A 25,505-nucleotide genomic window follows, 5' to 3' on the forward strand; every position below is an offset into this window, starting at 1 on the left:
TCCGACATGTTCAAAGAAACCACTGCCATTACCGGCATCAATCTCAAGAGCGTTCCCGAGCGCTGGGCGCCGTCGCTGGTCATCATGATCGGCCTGGCCGGTGTCGTGGCCGTGCTGACGGCATTGCTGGCGATGGGCGAAGGCTTCCGCCAGACCCTCGCCGCTACCGGCAGCCGCGACGTCGCGCTGATCCTGCGCGGCGGTTCCAACACCGAGCTGAACTCCGGCATGTCGCGCAACGAGGCGTCCGTCGTTGAGCAGGCCCCGGGCATCAAGAAGGATGCCGAAGGCAAGCCGCTGCTGGCCAAGGAACTCACCGTCATCACCGAGCTGCTCAAGAAGGGCGAAACGGTGAACGGATCCAACGTCACGCTGCGCGGCGTCGATCCCAACTCGTTCAAGCTGCGTCCGCAGCTGCGCCTGGTGGAAGGGCGCATGTTCGAGCCGGGGCTGCGTGAACTGGTCGTCGGCCGCGGTGTGACACGCCAGTTCAGCGGCGCTGCGGTGGGCGAAGTGATCCGCATGCGCAGTTCCGAGTGGAAGGTCGTCGGTGTGTTCGAGTCGGGCGACGCCAGCGAGAGCGAACTGTGGGCGGATGCCGAAACCGCGCAGACCAGCTTCGGCCGCCAGGGCTATTCGTCCATCCTTGCGGCCCTGGATGGCGAGGGCGCGCTGGAAACCCTGCGTACGGCGCTGAGCGCGGATCGCCGCCTCACGCTCGATGTGCAGACCCAGCAGGACTACTACAGCGCGCAGACGAAGAACTTCCGCATGACGATCGGCGTTCTGGCCGGCTTCATCACCGTGGTCATGGGCCTAGGCGCGATCTTCGCGGCCTTGAACACGATGTACGCCGTGGTGGCCACGCGTTCGCGTGAGATCGCAACGCTGCGCGCACTGGGGTTCGGCGCATTTCCGGTCGTGCTGTCGGTGATGATCGAGGCCATCGTGCTGGCGCTGGTCGGTGGCCTGTCCGGTGCGTTGATCGCCTATGTGCTGTTCAACAATTTCACGGTTTCCACGCTGAGCCAGAACTTCACCCAGGTGGTTTTCAGCTTCAAGGTGACGCCGGCGCTGGTCGTGCAGGGCTTGATCGTGGCCCTGATCATCGGAACGATCGGCGGGCTGCTGCCCGCGATCCGTGCCGCGCGACTGCCCGTGACGACGGCCTTGCGCGAATCGTGAGAACACACGGTGCTCCGGCAAGGGCCGGAGCACCGTTTCATGGCGTCAGTTTCCGGGTTTGTCGCGGGCGAGCGTGATCGTCGCCACGCCCGCCAGAATGATCGCCATCCCGACCATGTCGAGCAGGTGCACTTGCTCGCCACCCAGCAGCACGCCGAACAGCACCGCCACCGGCGGATTCACGTACGCATAGCTGGTGGCCAGCGCAGGACGCACGGTCTTGAGCAGATACACGTAGGCGCTGAAGCCGACGATGGATCCGAAGACGCCCAGGTAGACCAGGGCGAGGGTCGCGCGCAAGGTCGGCGACGTCGGGAACGACTCCCCGCCAACCAGGGCGAATACGGTCAGTGCCACGCTGCCAGTCAGCATCTGCGCGGCGGTGTTCATGGCGGGGGCCGGCATGTCCTGGCGCTTGCTCCACAGCGAACCAAAGGCCCACGACGCCGCGGCGGTAATCAGGGCGACCGCACCCACTGGCGAACCACGCAGGTCACCCCCGAAATTGAGCACGATCACGCCGGCGAAACCGATCAGCAGGCCGACCGTTTCCAGCTTGCGCGGCCAGTGTCCGAACAGCGTGCCGAAAATGGCGGCGAACAGCGGCATGCTGGCTACGGCGACCGCGGCCAGTCCCGACGACACGCTCTGTTCGGCGTAGCACACCAGGCCGTTGCCGAGGCCGAGCAGCAGGCTGCCGCTGATCGCGCAGTTGCGCCATTGCAGCGGGGTGGGTGCCGGCATGCCGCGCCAGCGCAGGAAGCCGTACAACACCACGCCAGTGACCAGAAAGCGGATGGCCGCCATCGTGAACGGCGGATAGCTTTCCAGGCCGACGCGAATGGCGAGGTAGGTCGAACCCCAGACGATGTACAGGGAAACCAGCGCGAGTGGAATCAGTACACGCGGGGAAAAACGCGGCGCGGCAACGGGCGGCGCGGAACACACGGATTGATCAGTCATTGCGGCCTTCGATCACGGACACCTTCCCCCACCGTGCATCCTAGGCCAGCGGTGACACGCGCCCCAGACCCACTGGTCACGGCGAAACTGGAGCCAATTGCGCTTCCTGGCGCAGGATCTGCCGCTTGCGATTGATGCCCCAGCGATAGCCGCCAAGCGAGCCGTCGTCGCGCACCACCCGGTGGCAGGGCACCACGATAGCCAATCGGTTGGCGGCACAGGCGCGTGCCACCGCACGCGCGGCGCGCGGTGCGCCGATGGCCTCGGCGATTTCGCGATAGCTGCGTGTCTGGCCCGCGGGGATGCGCGTGAGTGCCTGCCACACGCGCCATTGGAACGCGGTGGCGCGCAGGTCCAGCGGCGGCAGCGCGGCCGGCGGACGGTCCTGCCAGCCCAGCTCGCTCTGCACGCGATCGATCATGCCAGCCAGCCATTCGTCGCGGCCGGCGTCCACGCGTTCAAGTTCTGCGGCGGGCAATTCCTTGCGCAGTTCGCACAGCAGCTCGTTCTCGTTGGCGCCCAGCAGAATGGCGCAGATACCGCGTTCAGTGGCCGCGACCAGCAGTTCGCCAAGGTCGGTCGGCAAGGTCGTATAGCGCACCGCGGTGCCTGCGCCGCCGCGGCGGTAGCTGGCGGGCGTCATGCCCAGCAGCGGATCGCTCTTTTCGTACACGCGACTGCCGGAGCCGAAACCGGCTGCGTAGATCGCGTCGGTGACGCTGGTGCCCTCGCGCAGCGCGCGCTTGAAGCGCTCCATGCGCCGGCTGGATGCGAACTCGGCGGGACTGATGCCATAGCGCGCCCGGAATCGCCGCTGCAGATGGCTCGGACTCAATCCCACCGCCTGGGCCAGTTCGTCGAGCTTGGGCGCGGGATCGCTGTCGGCGATCAGGGCGTGGGCGCGGGAGACGGGATCATCGCGGGTCATGGCGGCATTCTGGCGAGGGTGGATGGGGCAAAGTCTGCGCCCGCTCCACCCGCGCCGCTATCCGGAAGTTGCGCCCGCCCGCCGGCTGGCGCTCAGCCCGCGGCGCGCATTGCCGCCCGCTCTTCCAGGAGACGGAACAAGCCGGCGGCCTGCGCCGCCGGGCGCTGGGCGAGACGATCCCGGTAGGCGACCAGGTGAGGATAGGCCTCGATCACGCCCGCAAGGGTCAGCAGCACCGTGCCGTGGCCGAAGATCACGTCTGGCAGGGTGAAGGCCTCGCCGAGCACGTAGCTGTTGCGCGCCAGATGCGCGTCGAGCACCTGTAGTCCCGGCTTCATCGCGGCGATGGCCTGCTGGCGCTTTTCCGGGTTCGGTGCCAGGAAGCCATGGCGGAAAACGTCCACCCCATAGCGGTCGAAGTCGCTGGCGGCGTGGAACAGCCAGGTCCAGTACTGCTGCCGCGCCGGTGTGCCCGGCGGCGGGATCAGGTCGTGTCCGGCGTGGCTCTCGGCCAGGTGCTGGCAGATGGCGACCGACTCGAACATGGCGGCGTCGCCCCATTGCACCGTCGGCACATGGCAGAACGGATTGAGGTTGCGGTACTCGTCGGCGAGGTGATCGCCGCCGCCGTAGCTCAATCGCCGCTCGTCCAGGGGAAGGCCGAGCTCATGGGCGGTCCAGCGCACCCGGGCGGAGCGGTCGAACGGAGCGAACGAATACAGCGTCATGGCGTCGGTCATCGGGATACCTCGGGCTGGTCAAGGGAAAAAGTACGATTGCGTACGGTTGGCCGGATGCAGCCATCCTCGCCATCCACGCCGGCGGATCCAGAGCGGAAAACGCCAGCACCGGCGGACCTCGCCCGGGTGCCACCTTTCGTCGTCCCGAAGCCCCGGACGAATGGCCCGTACGCGCCCGTGCAGTCGTCATCGAAGCCCGATATAGTCGGCGGCCATGCCGGCCATGTGTGCCGGTAGCGGGGTCGTCCGCGAGGAATGGCGGCGATCCTGGCGAAGCCCGGCAGCTTCGCATCCGGGATGGGATCGCCCATGCCCGCACCTTCCGGCTCAGCCCGGTTGCTCGCTGCGACGATTCGGCGCGGATGTCGCCTGATCGCGTCTTTCTTTAGGGGGTATCACCAGATGTCTTACGGGATTGGGGCGCTGCGCGGCATCGCGCTGGCGTCGGTATTGGCCGCGGCGACGGCTGCGCAGGCCGATACGGCGATTTTCATCAATGAATTCCACTACGACGATTCGAGCAGCCCTGACGCCGGCGAAGCCATCGAGGTGGCCGGGCCGGCGGGTACGGATCTGACCGGCTGGTCGATCGTCCTGTACAACGGCTCGGGCGGTGCGCCCTACGCCACCCTGACCCTGAGCGGCACGATCCCGACACAGTGCGGCGCCTACGGCACCGTGAATGTGCCGGCAGTCGGCCTGCAGAACGGTTCACCCGACGGGTTCGCGCTGGTCAACGGAACCAGCGTGGTCCAGTTTCTGAGCTACGAGGGCACGTTCCAGGCCGCCGGCGGGCCGGCCGGCGGCATGACCAGCGTCGACATCGGCCGCTCCGAAAGCAATAGCACGGCGCCGGGCACCTCGCTGCAACTGACGGGCACCGGCAGCGAGTACGGCGATTTCGCCTGGCAGCCGTCGGCGACCGCGTCGTTCGGTAACTGCAACGTCGGACAGAGCTTCGGACCACCGGTCGACCATCCGCCGCGCGTGGCTTCCACGTCGCCGGTACCCAATGCCTCCGGCGTCGCCGTCACGGCAAACATCGACATTACCTTTTCCGAAGCCGTGACCCTGGGCGCGACCTGGTACGACATCCAGTGCAACCTCAGCGGCGCCCACGCCGCGTCGGTGAGCAACACCGGTCTGACGTATCAGCTGGATCCCACCGTCGACTTCGCCTCCGGCGAAACCTGCACAGTGACCGTGCGGCGCGACCAGGTGACCGATACGGATCCGCCGGCCGATCCGATGGTGGCCGATCACGTCCTGACGTTCTCCACCCTGGGCGACCTGCCGCCGACCGTCGCCAGCAGCGCGCCCGCCAACAACGCCAGCGCATTCCCGCTGGCCGGCAATCTGCAGATTACTTTCAGCGAAGCGGTCACGCTGGACGATGGCTGGTACACGCTCAGCTGCGCCACCTCGGGCACGCATACTGCCGTGCAGACGGGCAGTGGTGCGGGCTACACCCTGAATCCGGCGACGGACTTCACGCCGCTGGAGCAGTGCACCTGGACGATTCTTGCCGATCACGTCCACGATACCGATGGTGTAGCGCATGCAATGGCCGCCGATCGCGTCGTCACGTTCACGACGGCCGGCGACACCAGCAATTACTACGCCGGCGTCGACACCAGTTCGGGCCCCGCGCTCAAGGCCTGGTTGCACAATCGCATCAAGAACCACGTGGCGTTCCCCTATTCGGATGACGTCAATCCGGATACATGGAATGTCCTTGAAGCGGCGGACCAGGATCCCGGCGATACGTCCAAGGTGCTCGATGTCTACAAGAACGAGAGCTACGCGAAGGTGGGTGCCGGCAACAGCAACTACAACCGCGAACACACCTGGCCCAATTCGTTGGGTTTTCCGAATGCGAGCGTGAATTCCGCGGTCAATCCGCCCTACACGGATTGCCACATGCTCTACATCTCGCACATCGGCTACAACGCCGACCGCGGTAACAGCCCCTACGGCAACTGCGCCTCGTGCACCGAGCGTCCGACGACGCTCAACCACGGTGTCGGCGGCGGCAGTGGTGCTTATCCGGGCAATTCCAACTGGTTCAACGCGAACACGTTCGAGACCTGGAACCATCGCCGGGGCGATGTGGCGCGCGCCGTGCTGTACATGGCGGTGCGTTACGAGGGGGGCATGAATGCAGCGAACGTCATGGAGCCGGACCTGGAGCTGACCGACACGCGCTCGCAGATCGTGCAGACCAACGCGCAGCCGACAGGTGCGGTGGCCTATATGGGTTTCAAATCGGTGCTGCTGGACTGGAACGATCAGGATCCCCCGGATGCGCGCGAGCAGCTGCGCAACGACGTGGTGTATTCCTACCAGACCAACCGCAATCCGTTCATCGACCACCCGGAATGGGCGCGCTGCGTGTTCAACAACACGGGGTGCCCGGTGCAGCAGGACGGCATCTTCGCGGACGGCTTTGATCCCTGACGGACACAGGCGGGGTGGCCGGCACCGGCCACCCCGGCGTTCAGAGCGTGCGGTAGATGTATTGCAGGATGTCCAGCCAGTACACCGCCTGGTAGATCAGCGCAAAACCCAGCACCGGCACCGTGAGCAGCCCGATGCGATGGTGGCGTTCACGCAATGCGGCGCGAACGTAGCGGAAAAAGGCCAGCACAGAACCCAGCAGCCAGATGACACCCAGCCCGAAGCCAGCAACGATGGCGGGGTGGAAGGGCGAGCGCGGTGTTGCCGCGAGCCATTGGGAAAACAGCACGGTCGTCGGCCAGAGCAGCACGGCGGCTGCCGCCAGTGCGAGTAGGCCGAAGCCGACTACGTAGGGTATTTCGTCGGACTCGAGCGGGCGCGACGAACTGGCTCCCCAGGCCGCCGCTGCGAATGATCCGAGCAAGGCGGACGTCCACGCGCCCCGCGCGAATGCCGGCGATCCGTAGGCCAGCGACAACAGGCCGACCAGTACGGCAGAACTGAAGAGCGCGACGCCCAGTCCCGTGGCGACCAGCTTTCGATCGGAAGGCGTAATTTCCGTGTGCATGCGCCATTGCTCCGTTCACGGCATGGCGCGTCGGGCGCCATGCCGTGTTTGGCTGGATTACAGCGCCGCCAGGCGCTCGGCCTGTTCGCGCAGGCCCGACAACGTCGTGCTGAATTCCGCCAGGCGCTGGCGTTCCTGGTCGACCACGGCCGCGGGCGCATTGGCGACAAAGCTCTCATTCGACAGCTTGCCGTTGCACTTGCCGATCTCGGCCTGGATCCGGCCGATTTCCTTGGCCAGGCGCGACTTCTCGGCGTCGACGTCGATCAGGCCGGCCAGGGGGATGAGCAATTTCAGGTCGCCGATGATCGCGGCCGAGGCGGCCGGCTCCGATTCGCCGGCTTCCAGCCAGCGCTGCGATTCCACCCGGGCCAGGAAGCCGATCTGCGATCCGAACTTGGCCGAACGCGCGCGATCGCTGGCGTTGCCGCCGGCAAACAAAAGCGGAATGGTCTTGCCCGGTGCGAGATTCATCTCGCTGCGGATGCGTCGCAGGTTGGACACCACGGCCTTGAGCCACTCGATTTCCGCCTCGGCGCTGTTGTCGAGCGCGATGTCCGCGGCGCGCGGATAAGACTGGCGCGAAACCGTTGGCGCATCGATGCCCAGCTTGGGCGCGATGTTTTGCCAGATCTCCTCGGTGATGAAGGGAATCAGCGGGTGCAGGCCGCGCAGCAGGGCTTCCAGCACGAACAGCAGGGTGTGGCGCGTGGAATCGGCGGCAGCGGCGTCGTCGCCATTGAGCGCCGGCTTGGCCAGCTCCAGGAACCAGTCGCAGAACTCGTTCCAGGTGAACTCGTACAGCGCCTGGGAGACGAGGTCGAAGCGGTACGCGGCGAACTGGGTTTCCACTTCCGCCAGGCAGTGATTGAGGCGGCTGAGAATCCACTTCTCCGCCTCGGTCACCGCGGCCGGTGCGGCACCCGCCGGCGCCGCGTAGTTCTCGCAGTTCATCAGCACGAAACGCGCGGCATTCCACAGCTTGTTGCAGAAGTTCTTGTAGCCGCCGCAGCGGTCCAGGTCGAACTTGATGTCGCGGCCGTGGGTGGCGAGCGAGGCGAAGGTGAAGCGCAGCGCATCAGCGCCGAATGCGGGAATGCCGCCGCTGAAATCCTTGCGCGTGGCCTGTTCGATCTTCTTGGCCATCTGCGGCTGCATCAGGCCGCCGGTGCGCTTGGCGACGAGTGCTTCCAGGTCGATGCCGTCGATCAGGTCCAGCGGGTCGAGGATGTTGCCCTTGGACTTGGACATCTTCTGACCGTCCTTGTCGCGCACCAGACCCGTGATGTAGACGTCGCGGAAGGGCACCTGGCCGGTGAAGTGATCGGTCATCATGATCATCCGGGCGACCCAGAAGAAGATGATGTCAAAGCCCGTCACCAGCACCGAGGTGGGCAGGTAGCGGTCAAAGCCGCGCTCGGCCATGGCTGTTTCGTCCGGCCAGCCCAGCGTCGAGTGGGCCCACAGGGCCGAGGAGAACCAGGTCTCCAGCACATCCGCTTCGCGCTGCAGCGCCGGCGCAGTGCCACCGTTCTTGGCGGCGGCCTGGGCGATGGCACCGGCTTCGTCGCGCGCCACGTAAGCGTTGCCGGCCTCGTCGTACCAGCAGGGAATGCGGTGGCCCCACCACAGCTGGCGGCTGATGCACCAGTCCTGGATGTTGCCCAGCCAGTGGCGGTAGGTGTTGATCCAGTTCTCGGGCACAAAGCGAACTTTCCCGCTTTCCACCAGTTCCAGGCCGCGGCTGGCCAGGCCGTCCATCTTCACGAACCACTGCCACGTCAGGTAAGGCTCGATCACCTGGCCCGTGCGGTCGCCGCGCGGCACCTGGAGCTTGTGCTTCTTCTCCTCGACCAGGAGGCCGGCGGCCTCCAGGTCGGCGAGCACGACCTTGCGCGCGTCGTAGCGGTCCAGCCCGCGGTACTTCGCCGGCGCGTTGTCGTTGATCTGCGCGTCGTCGGTGAAGATGTTGATCGGGGTGAGGTTGTGGCGCTGGCCGATGGCGTAGTCATTGAAGTCGTGCGCCGGCGTGATTTTCACGCAGCCGGTACCGAACTCGCGCTCGACATAGTCGTCGGCGATGATCGGGATCAACCGGTCGGTCAGTGGCAGCCTGAGGGTCTTGCCGATGAGGCCGGCGTAACGCTCGTCTTCCGGATGCACGGCAACGGCGACGTCGCCCAGCATGGTTTCCGGGCGGGTGGTGGCCACCACCAGCGAGTCGCTGCCGTCGGCCAGCGGGTAGCGGATCGACCAGAGCTTGCCGTCTTCTTCCTCGCTGACGACTTCCAGGTCGGAAATGGCGGTCTTGAGCACCGGGTCCCAGTTGACCAGCTTCTGGCCGCGGTAGATGAGGCCCTGCTCGTACAGGCGCACGAAGGTTTCGACGACGGCCTGGGACGGAATCGCATCCATGGTGAACGCGGTGCGCGACCAGTCGCCCGAAACGCCCATGCGGCGCATCTGGCGCTCGATGGTGTCACCCGATTGCTGCTTCCATTCCCACACCCGCTCGATGAATGCATCGCGGCCGAGCTCGTTGCGGGTCTTGCCTTCGGCACCGAGCAGGCGGGTTACCACCATCTCGGTGGCAATGCCGGCGTGGTCGGTGCCCAGCTGCCAGAGGGTGTCGTAACCGCGCATGCGGTGGTAGCGGATCAGCGTGTCCATGATGGTGTGCTGGAACGCATGACCCATGTGCAGGGTGCCGGTCACATTCGGCGGCGGCAGCAGGATCGCGTAGGGTTCGCCGGTGCCCGAGGGCTTGAACCAGCCGTTGGATTCCCACTGCGCGTACCACTTCGACTCGATCTGGCCCGGTTCGAAACTCTTGTCCATGACGTAAATGACCTCGGCCCGGACACTGCGCACCCGGGCGGCAAACGGAAAGGAATGGGCCGATTGTAGCGGGGCGGGGGGCGTGGGCCCAAACCCGCCCGTCCGGCTCGGCAGGACGCCGCTATTCCAAGGCCCCGCGGGGCGCCGCTACACTCGGGTCGACGAGGCTGCCGATGGGGGATCGCATGAGCGTCAATACCACCGATCTGGCCAAGCTCTATCCGCTGGACTCCCTGCGTCCGGAAAACCTCGAGCAGCTGGCGCGCGAGGCGGCGAGCGAGGAATTCGGAAAAGGCGCCGTGCTGTTTACCGCCGGCGAGACTGACGAGCAGACGATCTTCGTACTGGCCGGCCGGATCCGCGGCGACTACCCCGACGGCAAGATCAAGGAAACCGACGCGGCCACACTGCAGGGCCGTTACGCCCTGGGCGACATGCAGCCGCGCCGTTTCACGGCCACCGTGACCTCCATCAGTGCCACGATCGTGCGGCTGGACCGGCGCTACATGGAAAAGATCATCTGCTGGGACCAGCTTTCCAGGGCCGAAAACTTCAAGCACTACGATCCCGCGCCCGAGGCCAACCGTTGGGTGTTCCGCCTGCTCCAGTCGCGAGTGATGCACAAGTTGCCGACGGCCGGCATCGAACGCATGTTCCAGCGCTTCGAGCAGGTGGATGTCCGCGCCGGCGAAGTGATCGTGCGCGAGGGAGAGGAGGCGGACTACTTCTACGTCATCAAGGATGGGGCCGCGTCGGTCTCGAAAAGCCTGGAAACCGGCGATTCCGTCGTGGCCTACCTGGTGCGCGGCGACAGCTTCGGCGAGGACGCCCTGCTGGCCAACACTGTGCGCAACGCGACCGTCACCATGATCAAGGACGGAAAGCTCATGCGCCTGGCCAAGCGGGGATTCGACGAGGTCATGAAGCCGCCCGCGGTGGACTGGCTCACGCCCGGCAAAGCCTCGATCATGGCCCGCCAGGGCGCTGTCGTGCTGGACGTGCGCATGCCCGAGGAGTTCCAGCAGCGTGCGATCAAGGGGGCGATCAATACACCCTTGTATACCTTTCGCGAAACCGTGGCCGAGTTCGACCGCGGCAAGAAATACGTGATCTATTGCAACACCGGCGAGCGCAGCGCGGCGGCGGCGTTCATCATGTCCAAGATGGGATTTGACGCCTACGCCCTTCAGGGCGGCATCTCCGGCATGATCAAGCAGATCGACCGCAAGCCGGAAGCGCAGGCCAAGGTCGACTGAAGCGCGGCCGCAGCGGCGGCCGCGCGGTACCGCTTACTGCATCAGCTGGTCGCCGATCAGCACCACGTCGGCCGGCCGGGCGGCGAACAGCCCGACACACACCACGCCGACGATCTGGTTCAGATCCCGCTCGAGCGCGACCGGGTCGAGGATCGTGAGGTTGTGCACGTCCAGCACCCAGTTGCCGTTGTCGGTCACCACGCCTTCGCGCCACACCGGCTGGCCGCCGCGCTTGACCAGTTCCCGCGCCACGTAGCTGCGTGCCATCGGGATGACCTCGACCGGCAGCGGGAACTTGCCGAGTACGTCCACGCGCTTGGCCGGGTCGATCATGCAGACGAACCGGTCGGAGGCCGCGGCGATAATCTTCTCGCGCGTGAGTGCGGCGCCACCGCCCTTGATCAGGCGCCGGTGCGGATCGCATTCGTCGGCGCCGTCCACGTAGAGCGGTACCGTGCCGACGCTGTTGAGGTCCACGACGCGGATGCCGCGCTCCTTGAGCAGTTCCGTCGAACGCTCGGAGCTGGAGACGGCGCAGTCGATGCGGTCGGCCATCTTGCCCAGTTCATCGATGAAATAGGCGACGGTCGACCCGGTGCCCACGCCGACGACGCTGCCGTCCTCGACATAGGTGATGGCTTTCTGCGCGGCCAGGCGCTTCTGTTCTTCGCGGTTCATGGGGGGCTCTGTGAAGTGTTTGGAGGTGAGGCGGGTGGCGTATCGGCACTATTCCAGCGCGAGGATGAAGTCCCATTCGGATTTGGCGACCGGCATCACCGACAGGCGGTTGCCGCGCTTGACCAGGGCCAGGTCTTCCAGTTCGCCGTGCGTCTTGAGTTCGGCCAGCGTCACGGTGCGGCGCAGCTTGCGTTCGAAGGCCACGTCGACCATGAGCCAGCGCGGCTCCTCGCGCGTGCTGGCGGCGTCGTAGTAGTCGCTGGCGGCGTCGAACTGGGTCGGGTCCGGATAGGCCGCCGAGGCGATCCGGGCAATGCCCACGACGCCCGGTTCATCGCAATTGGAGTGGTAGAACAGCACGCCGTCGCCGACTTTCATCCCGTCGCGCATGAAATTGCGCGCCTGGTAGTTTCGTACACCGTTCCACGGTTCCACTTTTTTCTTCGCCAGCGCGTCGATGGAAAACTCGTCCGGTTCGGATTTCATCAGCCAGTAGCGCATGGGTACTCCGCAATCGTGTGAAGGCAGGCAGCCGTTACTGCGGCGCCTCGCAGGAAATCAGTTCGGATTCGGTGGCGATGAAGTCGAGCTTGACGTCCCAGGGGGCCTCGTCGAGGGCGTCGACTTCCTGGAAGGCATAGCCCACGCCGACCAGCAGCGGTTCGGTCGGCCGGTCCTGCCCGTGCAGGAAGGCGAAACTCGTATCGTAGAAGCCGCCGCCGTAACCCAGGCGATTGCCGCGACGATCGAACGCCAGCAGGGGCACCAGCACGAGCTGGATAGCGGCCGGGTCGACCAGCTGGGCGGTTTCGGCCGCCGGTTCCGGGATGCCGAACCGGTTCGGGACGATGGCGGTGTCGTTGCGGTACGGGGCGAAGCGCAGCTGGCGGCGTGCACCGGCGATCGGCAGATAGAACTGCCTGCCGCGGCGCCAGGCGTCCGCGACGACCAGATGCAGCGACAGCTCGCCATTGACGGCGAAATAGCCGGCGATGTGCTGGTCGATGGTCAGCTCGGGAAGCTGCCGCAGCTGGGTCATCAGTCCCTGGGCGGCCTGGATGCGGGCACCGGCGCCCAGGCGGGCGCGTTCCTCGCGCATGCGGGCGCGCAGGGCATGTCGCTCCGGGCTGATCTCGGTCATGCGGCACGACTCTAGTGGGGCAGGGCTCCACGCGCGCCGGAATACGGTCGGCGGAGCGTCCAGCCCTGCATCCCGCATACTGCTCCGCACGCGCCAGGAGCGGCGTGCAGGGCGGCGGGAGACACGGCTGTCAGGAGAGGAGGACGTCCTCCGCCACGCCGATGCGCACTTAACGACCTTGAACCCCAGTAACAGGTGGGACAGCTCGCGAGATCTCAGGCTTTCCGCTCATGACGGACTTGCACACCGACCTCAGCACCGCAAACCCGGGGTAGTCGATTAGGAACAAGGCAAATGTTTGATGCGCTGTCGTACGCGGCAGAGAACGACGGCGCCTATTTTACGGATGCACTGAGCACACCTTCAAGCTTGTGTTTCAGGGCCTGCACGTGCTGTGCCACATCACTGGCATCGGTGGCACCCTGTTGCTTGAGATTGATCAGTTCGTGCGTGATGTTAAGCGCGGCTAACACGGCGATGCGATCCAGGCCCGGCGCGCGGATGGCATTGCGGACTTCACGCATCTTCCCGTCCAGGTAGGCCGCGGCGGCGATCAGGCCGGGACGCTCCTCCGCGGTGCAGGCGATGAGGAATTCGCGATCGAGAATGCTGACCGAGACCGGGTCGCTCATGGAATCCTCAGGCGTTCTGTTCCAGCGATTTCAGCCGCGCGATCATGGCCTCGACCCGGATGCGCGCCTGTTCGTTCTTCGATAGCAGGACGGCTCGTTCGTTGGCCAGCTGTTCCTGGCTCTGGCGCAGGCTGCGGTTTTCTTCCGTCAGACGCTGGCACAGCTCGACCAGGCGGTCGATGCGGGCGCTGATTTCGCGGAGATCCGCGAGGGTGGAGTCGGAACCGGACATGGCTGGAATATAGCAGAGCCCCGGGTGCTGGCAATGACGACGCCTTCACTGGCCGGCGGGTGCACCGGAAGCCTGGCTGGCGGTGGTCGTACCGGTGCGCCGCGCCGTCAGGAACTCCAGGCAGCGCTCGGCCGGCAAGGGCAATGACAGGAGATTGCCCTGGATCTCGTCGCAGCCCTGCTCGCGCAGGTAATCCAGTTGCTCGGAGGTTTCCACGCCCTCGGCGATCACATTCAGCCCGAGCGAGTGGGCCATGGTGATGATGGTGGCAGTGATGGCCTCGTCGTCCGGGTCGGAGGTGATGTCGCCGACGAACTCCTTGTCGATCTTGAGCGTATCGATCGGCAGGCGCTTGAGGTAGGCCAGCGAGGAATAACCTGTTCCGAAGTCGTCGATTGCCAGCGAGACACCGACGGACTTGAGCTCGTTGAGCGTACGCACCGATTGCTCGGCGTTCTCCATGATCGTGCTCTCGGTCAGTTCCAGCTCAATCTGGTTGGGCACGATATCGTGCTCGGCGAGGATGTCGCACAGGCGCCGCGTCAGCTCGCCGCGCAGCAGCTGCAGCACGGAAACGTTGACAGCCATCACCACATCGCGGATGCCGTGATCCCGCCACGCGGCGAGGGTGGCGCAGGCGCGGTCGAGTACGAAGTCGCCGATGTCGATGATCAGGCCGGCCTCTTCCGCCAGCGGAATGAACAGGGCCGGGGAAACCTCGCCGAGGTCTTCGCTACGCCAGCGGATCAGGGCTTCCACGCCGACGATGCGCGAATCGGCCAGCGCCATCTTGGGCTGGAACACGAGGCGGAATTCGCCGCGTTCCAGTCCCTTGCGCAGGGCGCCGATGATGGTGGCGCGGCGGCGCGCCGCGGCGTCCATGTCCGACGTGTATACTTTGTATGTGTTGCGCCCGGCTTCCTTGGCCTGGTACATGGCCGTGTCGGCGTACTTGAGCAGGTCCGTGGGCACCTGGCCGTGGTCCGGGTACAGGCTGATGCCGATCGACGGGGAGATCACCACTTCCTGGCCCGCATCCAGCTCCAGCGGATGGGCGAACGCTTCCAGGAGTTTCGCGGCGACGTGTTCGGCCTCGACGCCGTCGCGCACATCTTCCAGCACCACGGTGAATTCATCGCCGCCCAGGCGTGCCACGGTATCCGTGTCGCGCACGTGCGAGCGCAGGCGGGAGCCGGCGGCCTTGAGCATCCGATCCCCGGCCGCGTGACCCATGGAATCGTTGACATGCTTGAAGCGGTCCAGGTCCAGGAACAGCACGGCGACGCGCCGGCCGTGGCGCCGTGCGCGCATGATGGCGTGGCCCAGGCGTTCGCCCAGGAGGGTGCGGTTGGGCAGGCCCGTCAGGGTGTCGTAGTTGGCCAGGTAGCGCAGCTCCTGCTCGGCACGCTTGCGGTCGGTGATATCCGACAGCACGCCGACGAAGTGCGTGCGCGTGCCGTGGGCATCGCGCACTTCGGCCAGTTCCAGCCAGCTGAGAAATTCCTCGCCGTCTTTGCGCCGCTGCCACAGTTCGCCGCGCCAGTGGCCCGTCTGGCTGAGCGTTTCGCGCATCTGCTCGTAGACCTCCGGCGCGTGCTGCGGCGAATTGAGGATGGCCGCGTTGCGGCCCGCGACTTCCTCTTCGCGGTAGCCGGTCATGCGCGTGAAGGCGAGATTGACCGAGGTGAAGTGGTAGTCCAGGTCGGTCACCGTGACCGCCTCGGTCATGTTGCGGATCACTTCTGCAGCGATGCGGCGTTCGCGATCGGCCAGGCGCGTGGCCGTGATATCGCGCGCGGTACCACAGATGCGCATCGGCTGGCCTTCACTGTCGCGCTCGACGATCTTGCCGCGCGACAGTACCCAGACCCATTCGCCGTTGGCGTTGGCGATGCGGTGCTCGGACTCGAAATGATCGCTCACGCCGCTGATGTGGTCAGCCAGGGTGCGGTCGACCCGGCTCAGATCGTCCGGGTGCACGGCAAAATTGCGCCAGTCGTCCGCGGAAACGGTTTCTTCGGCGGTCTTGCCCAGGAGTTCGTCGGCGCCGAACCGGTACAGGCGGCCCTGGCGCATGTCGAAATCCCAGAACTCGTCGCCCGAACCCCACAGGGCCAGGCGCAGCCGGTCCTCGCGCTCGCGCAGTTCGTTCTGGTGGCGCAGTTCCTCGCGCCGCTTGGTGCGCCGCTCGCGCCAGATGATGGCAATGACGAAGGCCGCGCTCACGGCATACAGTGCCTGCATCCAGCGTGAGGCCCACCAGGGCGGCACGATGACGAACGACAGCGAAGCGCCCGCCTCATTCCAGATGCCTTCGGAGTTACTGGCGCGAACCCGGAATTCGTAGCGGCCGGGGTCGAGATTGGTGTACGTCACGTCGTGACGGGCGCTGCCGTCGATCCAGTTCTCGTCGAATCCTTCCAGTTTCCAGGCGAACCGGTTCCGTTCCGGCGCCGCGAAATCCAGCGCGGCGAACTCGAAGCGGACCAGGCGTGCTGACTGCGGCACACGCCACACCTGATTGTCCGGCACGGCCGGCAGGGTACTTCGCTCGGTGCCGATGCTCAGCGCCGTGAGCACGACCGGCGCCACGAACCGGCGCTGCGTCAACGCGTCGGGCCGCACGACATTGGTGCCATTGATGCCGCCGAAGAGCAGCTCGCCGTCGGGGGCGGCAAAGGCGGCGCCGCCATTGAATTCGTAGGCCTGCAGGCCGTCCTTGAGCGAGAAATTGCGGATCTGCCGGTTGCGCGTGTCGTAGCGCGAGATGCCGCGGTTGGTCGACAGCCACAGGGCGCCGTGCCGGTCTTCCAGAATGCCGTAAATGGTGCTGCTGGCCAGTCCGTCGCGGGTCAGTACGCGCGAGAAGCGCGCACCGTGGTCGTCCAGTTTCAGCAGGCGGTTCAGGCCGCTGTGCGTGCCTACCCAGATGGTGCCGTCGGCGCTTTCGTGGATCGTGCGAACCAGGTTGCCGGCCAGCGAGCCTTCCACGGATTCGTCCTGCGGCAGCAGGCGCAACGTGCCCGTGGTGGTATCGAGCAGGGCCAGGCCATCGAGTGTTCCGACCCACAGGCGTCCCTGCCGGTCCTGGCGCAGCGCCAGCACCATGTTGTGGGGCAGGCTGGCCGGGTTGGCATCGTCGTGCTGCCAGGTCTGGGGCGTTGGCGAGCCCGGTTTGTAACGGATCAACCCGTGGGTTCGGGTACCCAGCCAGAGGTCACCGTCAGTGCCGCGAATCAGGCTTCGCACCTCCGATTCGCCGCTGGCGACCAGGCCGGCGCCGGCGAGCACGCTGATCGGTGCAACGCTGCCCTGGCGGGTTTTTGGATCCAGCTCAAGCAGGCCATGACTGCTGCCCAGCCACAGCCGCCCGGTTCCGGAACCGACGATGGCGTGGATGCGAAATTCCGACGGCGCGGTCTTGAAGCCCAAGGCCTTGGCCAGGGGTTCGTTCCAGTCCTCGAAGCGGTCGCGCTGGCGGTCGTAGCGCTTGAGGCCGTCGCCTTCGGTGCCGATCCAGATGAATTCTGTCGAATCGGTCCACAGCGCGCTGACGACGTTCTTGTTGACGCGGTCCTTGGGCGGCTCCAGGTCCAGCAGCCAGCTGAAGACGACGCCGCCGGGCCGCGTCGTGGCGACGCCGCGTGCTTCGCCGCCGATCCACAGTAGACCCGAACGATCCACCATCAGCGTGGTGATGAATTCCTCGGGCAGTGAGCCGGGCAGATCGCGCTGATGATGCAGCCACTCGCTCTGGCTGGTGCCGGGGTCATAGTTGGCAAGGCCGGCGCCGCGGATGGCCAGCCAGAGTTTGCCGTCGCGGTCCTCGGCGATGTCCCATACATTTGCCGGCTCCGCCTTGGGCCAGAGGCGCTCGGCCTTCGAGCCGTCGCTGTTGACCCGGAACAGTCCGTTCAAGGTGCCCGCGTAGAGCACGCCGTTGCGGCTGACCGTGGCGGTCAGCACGCGATCCAGTTCCGGTGCGCGCAGCCGTTCCACGGCGCCGGTGTCGCGCTGGATGCGCAGCAGGCCCTGGCTGGTCGGCGCATACAGAATGCCGCCGGCTGCCGGCACGAACCGCCGCACGGGCCGCAAGGGCAGCCCGTCGAGGTCAAAGCGGAAGACGTTGTGGCGGCGACCCGTCTTGGGATCGACCAGGTCGATGCCGTCGCGCGAACCGACCCATAGTCCGCGCCCGGCTTCGTACCACAGCGCCGAGATGCTGTTGGCGCGTGCGGTCGCGGCGGTGGCATTGGCGGCCGGCAGCGTGGCGGCCTTGCCGCTGACCGGATCCACGCGCGCCAGGCCGCTGGCATTCGTGCCGACCCAGATCGTGGCGTGCTCGTCCTCGGTGATCGCCGTGACGAAATTCTCCGGCAGGCTGTCGACGTTGCCGGCGCTGTGCTCGAACACGCGGAAACCGTAGCCGTCGTAGCGGTGCAGGCCGCCCTGCGTGGCAATCCAGATGAATCCGGCGCGATCCTGGTGGATGGCGCCAATCGTGTTCTGTTGCAGGCCCTGTTCGCTGCCCAGGCTGTCAAAGTAATAGGTGCGCTGGGCTGCAGGCGCGGCGTGGGCCAGACACAGCAACGCCAGCGAGGCGAGCTGGCGCCACGCCCGGCGAAATCCGGGACCCACAAGGCCTTGCAAGCCTGTCATGCAGCCCGCCCTCCCTCGACCTGCCGCGACGCCCGGCGCCGCCTGGCCAGTTTAGGGTTTCGGGGGTGCACGCGCTATGCCAGCACGGGAAGGCGAAACCGTTTTCCACGGGATGTCCGGGGCGTGGCGTCCGGTTCCGCACCGGTCACGGCTTTGGCAATCCCGTTACACTATGGCCGCCCACTCTTGCGCTCAGCCGCCATGACGACGATCGCCATCTCCCACGCCGAGCTCGATTCGGCGCTCAATGATCTGCGCTTCGGCGTGGCGCCCAGCGACCTCCACGGTTCGCTGACCGGATTTCTCTGCGGCGGCGGCATCGCCAATGCCCGCAACTGGCTGCAGCGGCTGGAAATCGAACCGGACGAGACACGCAGCCAGGCCGAACGCCAGGCGCTGCTCGAACGTGTCTTTGCCGATTGCCGCGCCCAGCTCGACGATCCCGACATGGGATTCGAACCTTTGCTGCCCGGTGAAGACCAGCCCCTGGTCGACCGCGCCGAGGCCCTGGTGCAATGGTGCCGCGGATTTCTCGGTGGTTTTGGCCTTGCCGGCGTGCATGCGCGGGGGCTTTCCGACGACAGCGCCGAAATCCTGCGCGATTTCAGCACCATCGCCGGCTCGCGCTTCGACTACCAGGACGCCGAGGAGGACGAATCGGCCCTGGTCGAGGTGGTGGAGTTCATCCGTGTCGGCGTGATGTTGCTGCGCACGGAGCTGACCGCCGGCCCCGGCGCGGGCAGCAGGCTGCACTGACGCCGCCGGGCCGCATGATCTCGCCCAAGGAATACACGCGCCGACGCCGACAACTGATGCGCCTGGCCGGTGGCCAGGCCATCGTGGTCGTGCCCGCAGCGCCGCAGCGTCTGCGCAACAGCGATGCGACCTATCCCTACCGGCAGGACAGCGATTTTCACTACCTTTCCGGTTTTCCCGAGCCGGAAGCCGTGCTGGCCCTGCTGCCCGGGCGCAAACACGGCGAAGCGATCCTGTTCTGCCGCGAGCGCGACAAGCTGCGCGAAGCCTGGGAGGGGCCATCGGCCGGGCCGGAAGGCGCTGTACGCGACTTCGGCATGGACGATGCCTTTCCAATCGATGACATCGACGACATCCTGCCGGGACTGATCGAGGGGCGCTCGCGGGTCTATTATCACTTCGGCCGCGACAGCGACTTCGACCTCAAGCTGATCGGCTGGGTCAAGCGCGTACAGACGCTGCGCGGACCGGATGCCCGGGCGCCGCGCGAATTTGTCGCTTTGTCACATCTTCTGCACGATCTTCGCCTGTTCAAGTCACGCGACGAGCTGCGGGTCATGCGCCAGGCGGCAGCGATCGCTGCCGAGGGGCATCTTCGCGCCATGCGCGTGGCGCGGGCCGGCATGGCCGAGCACCAGGTCGAGGCGGAGCTGCACCACGCCTTCCGCAGCGCCGGAGCGGTGCCCTCGTACGAGCCCATCGTGGGCTCGGGTCACAACGCCTGCGTGCTGCACTATCGCGCCAACAACGGCACGCTCAGCGACGGTGACCTCCTGCTGATCGATGCCGGCGCCGAATACGCCTGCTACGCCTCGGATATCACACGGACGTTCCCGGTGAACGGGCGGTTTACCCGCGAACAGGCCGCGCTGTACCAGATCGTGCTGGACGCCCAGGAAGCGGCCATTGCGCAGGCGCGGCCGGGACGTCCCTGGCTGGCCACGCATGAGGCCGCGGTGAAGGTGATCGCCGGTGGACTGTGCGATCTGGGCCTGATCAAGGGCGATGTGAAAGGCGCCATCGAAAGCGGTGCCTACAAAGCCTTTTTTCCGCACAAGACCGGCCATTGGCTCGGGCTGGATGTCCACGACGTCGGCGATTACCGTGTCGACGGCGAGCCGCGTGTCCTCGAACCCGGCATGGTGATGACGGTCGAGCCCGGCATCTATATCGCGCCGGACGCCAGGCACGTGGCGGCGAAGTGGCGCGGCATCGGCATCCGCATCGAGGATGACGTGGTGGTGACGCAGAACAAGCCGGAAGTCATCACGGATGCGGTCCCCAAGACGATCGCCGCGATCGAGGCTTTCAAGTCGCGCTAACGCTCGCTGTCCGCATTTGTCGCTTTTGTGTTGTTTTTGTCATTCCCGCGCATCGCCGAATGCAGCACTGGCCAGGCGATCACCAGGATGATGCCGCCGTAGAAGGGCGTCATTCCGGCGCTCACCCGGCATGCCTCGGCCGTGCTCAGGGCGCATTCGATGCCGTGCACGATGAGTGCTCCGACCACCGCCACCAGCGCCGCATAGACAAATGCTTTCACCAGTCTGCCTCCTGCCATCAAGCCGGGCCCGAGTATGCCAGTCCGCGGCTGTGCCGGGCGGACACGCTGCCAATCTGCCGTAATCCCGCGGGAATTGCGGGTGTTGCCGGAATCCGTGGCGTCGCGTGGCAAGATGACGCACGCGCCTTCGCTTGATCCAGGTCAAGCGATAATTCCTTCGTTCGTAGGAGCGATGAGATGGCTGATGCGGAGTTACTGTCGCGAATCCAGTTTGGATTCGTCATTTCCTTCCATATTCTGTTTCCCGCGTTCTCGATAGGGCTGGCCAGCTGGCTGGCTTTTCTCGAAGGCGTCTGGCTCTGGAAACGCACCGATATCTGGCGTGACCTGTACTTCTTCTGGTTGAAGATTTTCGCCGTCGCGTTCGGAATGGGCGTGGTTTCCGGCATCGTGATGAGTTTCCAGTTCGGCACGAACTGGTCAAACCTCACCCTCGCGGCGGGCAATATCCTCGGTCCGCTGCTCAATTACGAAGTACTTACCGCGTTCTTCCTGGAGGCCACCTTCCTGGGCGTCATGCTCTTTGGCTGGCGTCGCGTCAGCCACGGTACGCACTTCTTCGCCACGTGCATGGTGGCATTGGGAACGCTGGTATCCACTTTCTGGATCATCTCCGCGTCGAGCTGGATGCATACGCCGGCCGGGCATGTCATACGCGACGGCATCTATTACCCGGAAAGCTGGTGGGCGGTGATCTTCAATCCGTCCTTTCCCTACCGGCTTGCGCACATGACACTGGCGGCGTTCATCACCACCGCGTTCGTGATCGGCGGCGTCTCGGCCATCTACCTGCTGCGCCGCCGGTGGGAGGAAAAGGCGCAGCTGATGCTCAAGCTCGCCCTGGTGTTCGTGATCATCGTGGTGCCGATCCAGGTATTCGTCGGCGACCTGCATGGCCTCAACGTACGCGAGCACCAGCCGGCGAAGCTGGCGGCCATCGAGGCACGCTGGGAAACCGAGAAGCGCGTCCCGCTGACACTCTTCGCGTGGCCCGACGAAGTAGCTGAAACCAATCACTACGCGGTGGATGTTCCGTACCTGGGAAGTCTCATCCTGACCCACTCGCTCGACGGCGAGGTCAAGGGGCTGAAGGATTTTCCCCGGGACCAGCGGCCGCCGGTGAAGCCCGTGTTCTTCGCCTTCCGCGTGATGGTGGGGCTGGGCTTTGCGATGCTCGCGATCAGCGGGCTGGGCCTGTTGCTGTGGTGGCGCGGGCGTCTGTTCACGGCGCGCTGGTTCCTGTGGGCGTTCGCGCTGATGCTTCCATCCGGATTCATCGCTGTTCTCGCCGGCTGGTATGTCACTGAAATCGGACGCCAGCCCTGGGTGATCTACGGACTGATGCGCACCCGTGACGCCTTCAGTGGGGTAGACCTGGCCAGCGTGGTGATTTCACTGAGCACCTTCGTGGTGGTGTACGCCATCGTGTTCGGTTTTGGAATATGGTACTTGTACCGCCTGTTCCGCGCGGGGCCTGGCTCGGCACCGCCGCGCAACGTACCCGGCAAGACACCGGCGCGCCCCCTTTCCGTGCCGGATGCGCCGGTGGAGGAATCGCCATGAATGCGGCTGACGTGCTCCCCGTGGTCTGGTTCTTCATTATCGGCTTCGGCGTGCTGATGTATGTGCTGCTGGACGGCTTCGTGCTGGGCATCGGCATCATCTCGCCCTTCAGCGACGATGAGCACCAGCGCGACCTGATGATGAACACCGCGGCGCCGATCTGGGACGGCAATGAAACCTGGCTGGTGCTCGGTGGCGCCGGCCTGCTGGCGGCGTTCCCCAAGGCCTATTCGCTGATCCTCTCGGCCTTGTACCTGCCGGTCCTGTTGATGTTGATCGCGCTGATCTTCCGCGGCGTCGCCTTCGAATTCCGTTTCAAGGCCGAGAGCTCGCGCTGGGTGTGGGGCGCGGCCTTTCACCTGGGTTCCCTGGCCGCCGCGTTCGCCCAGGGTGTCATCCTGGGTGCCATCGTCGAAGGCATGCCGGTCAAGGAGGGAAAATACATCGGCGGTGCGCTGGGCTGGTTCAGTCCCTTTTCGATGCTGACCGGTGTCGCACTGATTTTCGGCTACGCCCTGCTGGGGGCGACCTGGCTGATCCTGAAAACCGAAGGGCGTGTGCAGCGCATCGCCTTTGACCTGACACGGCCGCTGATGATGGTGGTGATCTGCTGCATGTTCCTGGTGAGCGTGTCCCTTCCTTTCCTGGATTCGCAGCTGATGCAACGCTGGTTCACGATGCCCAATTTCCTGTATCTCTCGCCGGTGCCGATCCTGACGGCGATCAATGCCATGCTGTTGTGGCAGGCCGTGATCCGGAATCGCGAGCTGGCGCCCTTCGTGCTGTCGCTGAGCTTCTTCGCGCTGGGATTCATTGGCCTGGTGCTGGGCGTGTGGCCCAACATCGTGCCGCCGTCGCTATCGATCTGGGAAGCGGCGTCCGCGCCGTCGAGCCAGGGTTTCATCCTGGTCGGGACGGTCATCATGCTTCCGGCGGTGCTGGCGTATACCTGGTATTCCTATCGGGTGTTCCGCGGCAAGGTGACGGAAGATGCCGGGTATCACTGAGAACGCCCCGACCAGGGCGCGATAGGCCTGATACGGCTGGCGCCGGCAGAGTCAATCCGAGAGCGGGTCCGGGCTTCCCTCAAAGCCCGGTTCGACCGGTCGCAGGTGCAGCGCCTGACCAATGGACTGCGCGCCTGGCGTGAGCTTCTGCGCGATGCCGCCGGTGATGGCGAGGATCAGCGCAACCACGGCGAAGATCCAACCGGTGCGGCGCACCGCGGTGCCGAGCCAGTTGCCGTGGCGGTCGATGCCACGTACCCGCTTGTACAGGCCGCCGGCCAGCGCAACGTCGACGAGCAGTTCGGCCAGAAGGGCCGGCGCGGTGACGATCACCGAGATCGCCAGCACGGCCCCCGTGGCCAGTGCCAGTACGGCGATGATGACCAGGAAAAGCGCGATGCCATCGTCGCCGGCGTTGCCGAAATCCCAGCCTGAACCGATGTCGCCACTGGACCCGCTCTTGCGTTCACGCTCGACCGGTTCGATATCGTCGCCGATATCCGCTTCGGATTCGGAATTTCCCGCATGCAGCCAGCACCACAGGAAGAACAGGAAGGCGCCGTACGCGATGCCCGTGGCGAGGGGGTAACGGATCCACATCGCGCCGACCCCGGCCCGCAACATCAGATAGGACGCCAGGAAGCCGACCGCGCCGGTCAGCGACACCATGAGGAACATGGTCAGGCGCGGCCAGTGCACTTTCTCCAGCAACTTCCTGCGCCGGGCGATTTCGCGTTCCCGATTGAATGTGCGCGGTGAGTCCTGCATGAGGGGTCTCGTTCCTGAAGCGACGGCCAGAGACTAGCGCATCGCCGTCCGATGAATTGTTGGGCGGTTCCGGCGCGGAGCGGCAGTCCGTCACAGTGCGGCGAAGGCGTCCCGGGTGAGATTCTCCGGATCGCCGCCGGTGCACACGACATCGTCTTCGATGCGCACTCCGCCGTACTGGCGGAAGTGATCGACCTTCTCCCAGTTCACATCCGCGGCGACATCGCGGGACTTGAGCTCGGCCAGCAGCATGTCGATGAAATAGATGCCGGGCTCGATCGTCATCACCTGGTTGGCGTCGATCGTGCGGGTCAGGCGCAGGTACGGATGGCCCGGTGGCCTGGGAATCGTCCCGCCGGTGTCGCTCTGCTGGAATCCGCCGATGTCATGGACCTGCAGGCCGATGTAGTGGCCCAGGCCGTGCGGGAAGAAGGTGTTGGTGACGCCGGATTCGACGGCGCTCTCGGGGCTCATCCGGATAAATCCCTGGTCGCGCAGGATGCCGCCGAGCACGTGGTGCGCGTGGACGTGCAGGTCCGGGTAATTAAGGCCCTTGCGTACTTTGCTGCAGAATCCACGTTGTGCTTCGTCTACCGCGTCGATGAGCGCTTGGAACTCACCTGCATGGGCCGCCGCGTAGGTCCGGGTGATGTCGCAGGCGTAGCCGTGAAAGCTCGCTCCCGCGTCGATCAGGAAAGAATGCGACTGTGCGGGCGGGTTGCGGTCAAGGCTCATGTAGTGCAGCACGGCGCCGTGCTCGTTCAGGCCGATGATGTTGCCGTAGGGCAGTTCGTTCTCGGTCTCGTGGGCGGCCGCGAGATAGGCCATGTGGATACCGTACTCGGACTCGCCCGCGCGAAAGGCCGCTTCCGCCGCCCGATGCGCACGCACGCCGAGCTTGGACGCCACCCGCATCATGGCCAGCTCGTAGTCGGTTTTCCAGGCGCGCTGGTAATGCAGGTAGTTGACCACCGCTTCCGGATTGTTGGGCACATGGCTGCCCAGCGCGGACGGCGGTTCCCCGATGATCGCGCAGCGCGCAGGATCTGCCGGCAGGTGGCGCGTGGCGTCCGCGGCGTCGCGGATGATGGTGATGTCGACGTGCGAAACCCAGTAGCCGGCGGGCGCTTCCGGCACCACGTGCCAGTAGTCATGAGGCTGCAGGTAGATCAGCTGCGGCCGCTTGCCGGGTGTGATCACCAGCCAGGAGCCGGGCGCCTTGGTGATCGGCAGCCAATGCTTGAAATGCGGATTGACCTGGAACGGGTAGGGCATGTCGTCCAGGAACTGATAGTGCGCGTTGCCGGCGGGAATCAGCAGGTGATCGTAGCCGCCGCGTTCCAGCGCGGTGGCCGCGTGCCGGCAAAGCGTGGCGAGGTGTTCCGGATAGAGCTGGCCGAGCAGGGCAGTGGGCATGGGGACACTCCGATGTTCCAGCGGACATTGTGCCAAGGCGCCGCCATTGACGCGACCGCCGTCACACCCTGAGCAATTCGCGGCGGTCGGTGTGTCGGTTTGCACGGTACTCGTTCGTACAAGGCAATACGGTTACGAACGTTGACGGCCAACG

At 65.6% G+C, this 25,505-nt stretch carries 21 protein-coding genes and 1 other RNA gene; 7 read left to right on the top strand and 15 right to left on the bottom strand.

Features of this window, described 5'->3' with window-relative positions; all coding sequences use genetic code 11:
• Window positions 1–6 precede the first annotated feature (6 nt).
• Entirely contained in the window at window positions 7–1,185 is a 1,179-nt protein-coding gene (locus N4264_RS05770) for an ABC transporter permease (RefSeq protein ID WP_261696116.1), read from the top strand.
• Window positions 1,186–1,230: 45 nt separating this feature from the next.
• Here N4264_RS05770 and yedA read toward each other — a convergent pair whose 3' ends face one another.
• The 3 genes from yedA to N4264_RS05790 all read right to left on the bottom strand — a co-directional run bounded on the left by yedA (window position 1,231) and on the right by N4264_RS05790 (window position 3,816).
• A complete protein-coding gene (gene yedA, locus N4264_RS05775) occupies window positions 1,231–2,148 on the bottom strand; it encodes a drug/metabolite exporter YedA (protein WP_261696117.1) in 918 nt (305 codons plus the stop codon).
• A gap of 76 nt (window positions 2,149–2,224) precedes the next feature.
• Window positions 2,225–3,076, bottom strand: a complete 852-nt coding sequence (locus N4264_RS25655; RefSeq protein ID WP_282563033.1) for a methylated-DNA--[protein]-cysteine S-methyltransferase — start codon at window positions 3,074–3,076, stop codon at window positions 2,225–2,227.
• Window positions 3,077–3,168: 92 nt separating this feature from the next.
• Complete coding sequence (locus N4264_RS05790) at window positions 3,169–3,816, bottom strand: glutathione S-transferase family protein (RefSeq protein WP_261696118.1); 648 nt, start codon at window positions 3,814–3,816, stop codon at window positions 3,169–3,171.
• Window positions 3,817–4,218: 402 nt separating this feature from the next.
• On the opposite strand from N4264_RS05790, the gene N4264_RS05795 reads away from it, so the two are divergent.
• The gene (locus tag N4264_RS05795; RefSeq protein WP_261696119.1) at window positions 4,219–6,273 is read left to right on the top strand and encodes an endonuclease; all 2,055 of its coding nucleotides are present in this window, start codon (window positions 4,219–4,221) and stop codon (window positions 6,271–6,273) included.
• 40 nt (window positions 6,274–6,313) lie between these two features.
• Here N4264_RS05795 and N4264_RS05800 read toward each other — a convergent pair whose 3' ends face one another.
• Together N4264_RS05800 and N4264_RS05805 are read right to left on the bottom strand one after the other, a co-directional pair.
• Window positions 6,314–6,841, bottom strand: a complete 528-nt coding sequence (locus tag N4264_RS05800; protein WP_261696120.1) for a hypothetical protein — start codon at window positions 6,839–6,841, stop codon at window positions 6,314–6,316.
• Window positions 6,842–6,898: 57 nt separating this feature from the next.
• Window positions 6,899–9,688, bottom strand: a complete 2,790-nt coding sequence (locus N4264_RS05805) for a valine--tRNA ligase (protein ID WP_425508337.1) — start codon at window positions 9,686–9,688, stop codon at window positions 6,899–6,901.
• Window positions 9,689–9,864: 176 nt separating this feature from the next.
• On the opposite strand from N4264_RS05805, the gene N4264_RS05810 reads away from it, so the two are divergent.
• A complete protein-coding gene (locus tag N4264_RS05810) occupies window positions 9,865–10,935 on the top strand; it encodes a cyclic nucleotide-binding domain-containing protein (RefSeq protein WP_261696122.1) in 1,071 nt (356 codons plus the stop codon).
• A gap of 33 nt (window positions 10,936–10,968) precedes the next feature.
• Here N4264_RS05810 and rpiA read toward each other — a convergent pair whose 3' ends face one another.
• The 7 genes from rpiA to N4264_RS05845 all read right to left on the bottom strand — a co-directional run bounded on the left by rpiA (window position 10,969) and on the right by N4264_RS05845 (window position 18,277).
• Window positions 10,969–11,613, bottom strand: coding sequence for a ribose-5-phosphate isomerase RpiA (gene rpiA / locus N4264_RS05815; protein ID WP_261696123.1), 645 nt, complete (start codon window positions 11,611–11,613; stop codon window positions 10,969–10,971).
• A gap of 48 nt (window positions 11,614–11,661) precedes the next feature.
• Window positions 11,662–12,114: an EVE domain-containing protein gene (locus tag N4264_RS05820; RefSeq protein ID WP_261696124.1), complete on the bottom strand. Its 453-nt coding sequence runs from the start codon at window positions 12,112–12,114 to the stop codon at window positions 11,662–11,664.
• A 34-nt stretch (window positions 12,115–12,148) separates the two neighbouring features.
• Window positions 12,149–12,754, bottom strand: coding sequence for a 5-formyltetrahydrofolate cyclo-ligase (locus N4264_RS05825; protein ID WP_261696125.1), 606 nt, complete (start codon window positions 12,752–12,754; stop codon window positions 12,149–12,151).
• A gap of 143 nt (window positions 12,755–12,897) precedes the next feature.
• A non-coding RNA gene (ssrS, locus tag N4264_RS05830) (6S RNA) lies at window positions 12,898–13,082 on the bottom strand.
• A gap of 7 nt (window positions 13,083–13,089) precedes the next feature.
• A complete protein-coding gene (locus N4264_RS05835) occupies window positions 13,090–13,386 on the bottom strand; it encodes a cell division protein ZapA (RefSeq protein ID WP_261696126.1) in 297 nt (98 codons plus the stop codon).
• 7 nt (window positions 13,387–13,393) lie between these two features.
• Window positions 13,394–13,618: a TIGR02449 family protein gene (locus N4264_RS05840; RefSeq protein ID WP_261696127.1), complete on the bottom strand. Its 225-nt coding sequence runs from the start codon at window positions 13,616–13,618 to the stop codon at window positions 13,394–13,396.
• A gap of 45 nt (window positions 13,619–13,663) precedes the next feature.
• On the bottom strand, window positions 13,664–18,277 hold the full coding sequence (locus N4264_RS05845; RefSeq protein WP_261696128.1) for an EAL domain-containing protein: 4,614 nt from the start codon (window positions 18,275–18,277) through the stop codon (window positions 13,664–13,666).
• Window positions 18,278–18,478: 201 nt separating this feature from the next.
• Here N4264_RS05845 and N4264_RS05850 point away from each other — a divergent pair, with 201 nt between their 5' ends.
• Together N4264_RS05850 and N4264_RS05855 are read left to right on the top strand one after the other, a co-directional pair.
• Window positions 18,479–19,033, top strand: coding sequence for a UPF0149 family protein (locus tag N4264_RS05850; RefSeq protein ID WP_261696129.1), 555 nt, complete (start codon window positions 18,479–18,481; stop codon window positions 19,031–19,033).
• A 14-nt stretch (window positions 19,034–19,047) separates the two neighbouring features.
• Complete coding sequence (locus tag N4264_RS05855) at window positions 19,048–20,355, top strand: aminopeptidase P N-terminal domain-containing protein (RefSeq protein WP_261696130.1); 1,308 nt, start codon at window positions 19,048–19,050, stop codon at window positions 20,353–20,355.
• On the opposite strand, the gene N4264_RS05860 is transcribed toward N4264_RS05855, so the two are convergent.
• Window positions 20,352–20,576 (bottom strand): hypothetical protein, encoded by a 225-nt coding sequence (locus tag N4264_RS05860; RefSeq protein ID WP_261696131.1) that lies wholly within the window; start codon window positions 20,574–20,576, stop codon window positions 20,352–20,354. The two genes, N4264_RS05855 and N4264_RS05860, sit on opposite strands and share 4 nt — an antisense overlap.
• A 198-nt stretch (window positions 20,577–20,774) precedes the next feature.
• On the opposite strand from N4264_RS05860, the gene N4264_RS05865 reads away from it, so the two are divergent.
• Both N4264_RS05865 and cydB read left to right on the top strand, forming a co-directional pair.
• Window positions 20,775–22,160 carry a cytochrome ubiquinol oxidase subunit I gene (locus N4264_RS05865; RefSeq protein WP_261696132.1) on the top strand — a complete coding sequence of 462 codons (1,386 nt, stop codon included), beginning with the start codon at window positions 20,775–20,777 and terminating at the stop codon, window positions 22,158–22,160.
• Window positions 22,157–23,167 (top strand): cytochrome d ubiquinol oxidase subunit II, encoded by a 1,011-nt coding sequence (cydB, locus tag N4264_RS05870; protein WP_261696133.1) that lies wholly within the window; start codon window positions 22,157–22,159, stop codon window positions 23,165–23,167. Before N4264_RS05865 ends, cydB begins: the two co-directional genes overlap by 4 nt.
• Before the next feature lie 51 nt (window positions 23,168–23,218).
• On the opposite strand, the gene N4264_RS05875 is transcribed toward cydB, so the two are convergent.
• Both N4264_RS05875 and pepQ read right to left on the bottom strand, forming a co-directional pair.
• A complete protein-coding gene (locus N4264_RS05875) occupies window positions 23,219–23,935 on the bottom strand; it encodes a hypothetical protein (protein WP_261696134.1) in 717 nt (238 codons plus the stop codon).
• Between the two features lie 90 nt (window positions 23,936–24,025).
• Window positions 24,026–25,351 carry a Xaa-Pro dipeptidase gene (pepQ, locus tag N4264_RS05880; protein ID WP_261696135.1) on the bottom strand — a complete coding sequence of 442 codons (1,326 nt, stop codon included), beginning with the start codon at window positions 25,349–25,351 and terminating at the stop codon, window positions 24,026–24,028.
• Window positions 25,352–25,505: the final 154 nt, after the last annotated feature.

Origin of the sequence: Tahibacter amnicola (assembly GCF_025398735.1) — a bacterium.
Taxonomy (GTDB): Bacteria; Pseudomonadota; Gammaproteobacteria; order Xanthomonadales; family Rhodanobacteraceae; genus Tahibacter; species Tahibacter amnicola.

Bases quoted from the DNA above. Each gene is read 5' to 3' on its own strand.
- N4264_RS05810 (WP_261696122.1), top strand. From the start codon at position 9,865: ATGAGCGTCAATACCACCGATCTGGCCAAGCTCTATCCGCTGGACTCC.
- yedA (WP_261696117.1), bottom strand. From the start codon at position 2,148: ATGACTGATCAATCCGTGTGTTCCGCGCCGCCCGTTGCCGCGCCGCGT.
- rpiA (WP_261696123.1), bottom strand. From the start codon at position 11,613: ATGAACCGCGAAGAACAGAAGCGCCTGGCCGCGCAGAAAGCCATCACC.
- N4264_RS05800 (WP_261696120.1), bottom strand. From the start codon at position 6,841: ATGCACACGGAAATTACGCCTTCCGATCGAAAGCTGGTCGCCACGGGA.
- N4264_RS05825 (WP_261696125.1), bottom strand. From the start codon at position 12,754: ATGACCGAGATCAGCCCGGAGCGACATGCCCTGCGCGCCCGCATGCGC.
- N4264_RS05770 (WP_261696116.1), top strand. From the start codon at position 7: ATGTTCAAAGAAACCACTGCCATTACCGGCATCAATCTCAAGAGCGTT.
- N4264_RS05845 (WP_261696128.1), bottom strand. From the start codon at position 18,277: ATGACAGGCTTGCAAGGCCTTGTGGGTCCCGGATTTCGCCGGGCGTGG.
- N4264_RS05865 (WP_261696132.1), top strand. From the start codon at position 20,775: ATGGCTGATGCGGAGTTACTGTCGCGAATCCAGTTTGGATTCGTCATT.
- N4264_RS05855 (WP_261696130.1), top strand. From the start codon at position 19,048: ATGATCTCGCCCAAGGAATACACGCGCCGACGCCGACAACTGATGCGC.
- N4264_RS05795 (WP_261696119.1), top strand. From the start codon at position 4,219: ATGTCTTACGGGATTGGGGCGCTGCGCGGCATCGCGCTGGCGTCGGTA.
- pepQ (WP_261696135.1), bottom strand. From the start codon at position 25,351: ATGCCCACTGCCCTGCTCGGCCAGCTCTATCCGGAACACCTCGCCACG.
- cydB (WP_261696133.1), top strand. From the start codon at position 22,157: ATGAATGCGGCTGACGTGCTCCCCGTGGTCTGGTTCTTCATTATCGGC.
- N4264_RS25655 (WP_282563033.1), bottom strand. From the start codon at position 3,076: ATGACCCGCGATGATCCCGTCTCCCGCGCCCACGCCCTGATCGCCGAC.
- N4264_RS05790 (WP_261696118.1), bottom strand. From the start codon at position 3,816: ATGACCGACGCCATGACGCTGTATTCGTTCGCTCCGTTCGACCGCTCC.
- N4264_RS05835 (WP_261696126.1), bottom strand. From the start codon at position 13,386: ATGAGCGACCCGGTCTCGGTCAGCATTCTCGATCGCGAATTCCTCATC.
- N4264_RS05840 (WP_261696127.1), bottom strand. From the start codon at position 13,618: ATGTCCGGTTCCGACTCCACCCTCGCGGATCTCCGCGAAATCAGCGCC.
- N4264_RS05875 (WP_261696134.1), bottom strand. From the start codon at position 23,935: ATGCAGGACTCACCGCGCACATTCAATCGGGAACGCGAAATCGCCCGG.
- N4264_RS05820 (WP_261696124.1), bottom strand. From the start codon at position 12,114: ATGCGCTACTGGCTGATGAAATCCGAACCGGACGAGTTTTCCATCGAC.
- N4264_RS05850 (WP_261696129.1), top strand. From the start codon at position 18,479: ATGACGACGATCGCCATCTCCCACGCCGAGCTCGATTCGGCGCTCAAT.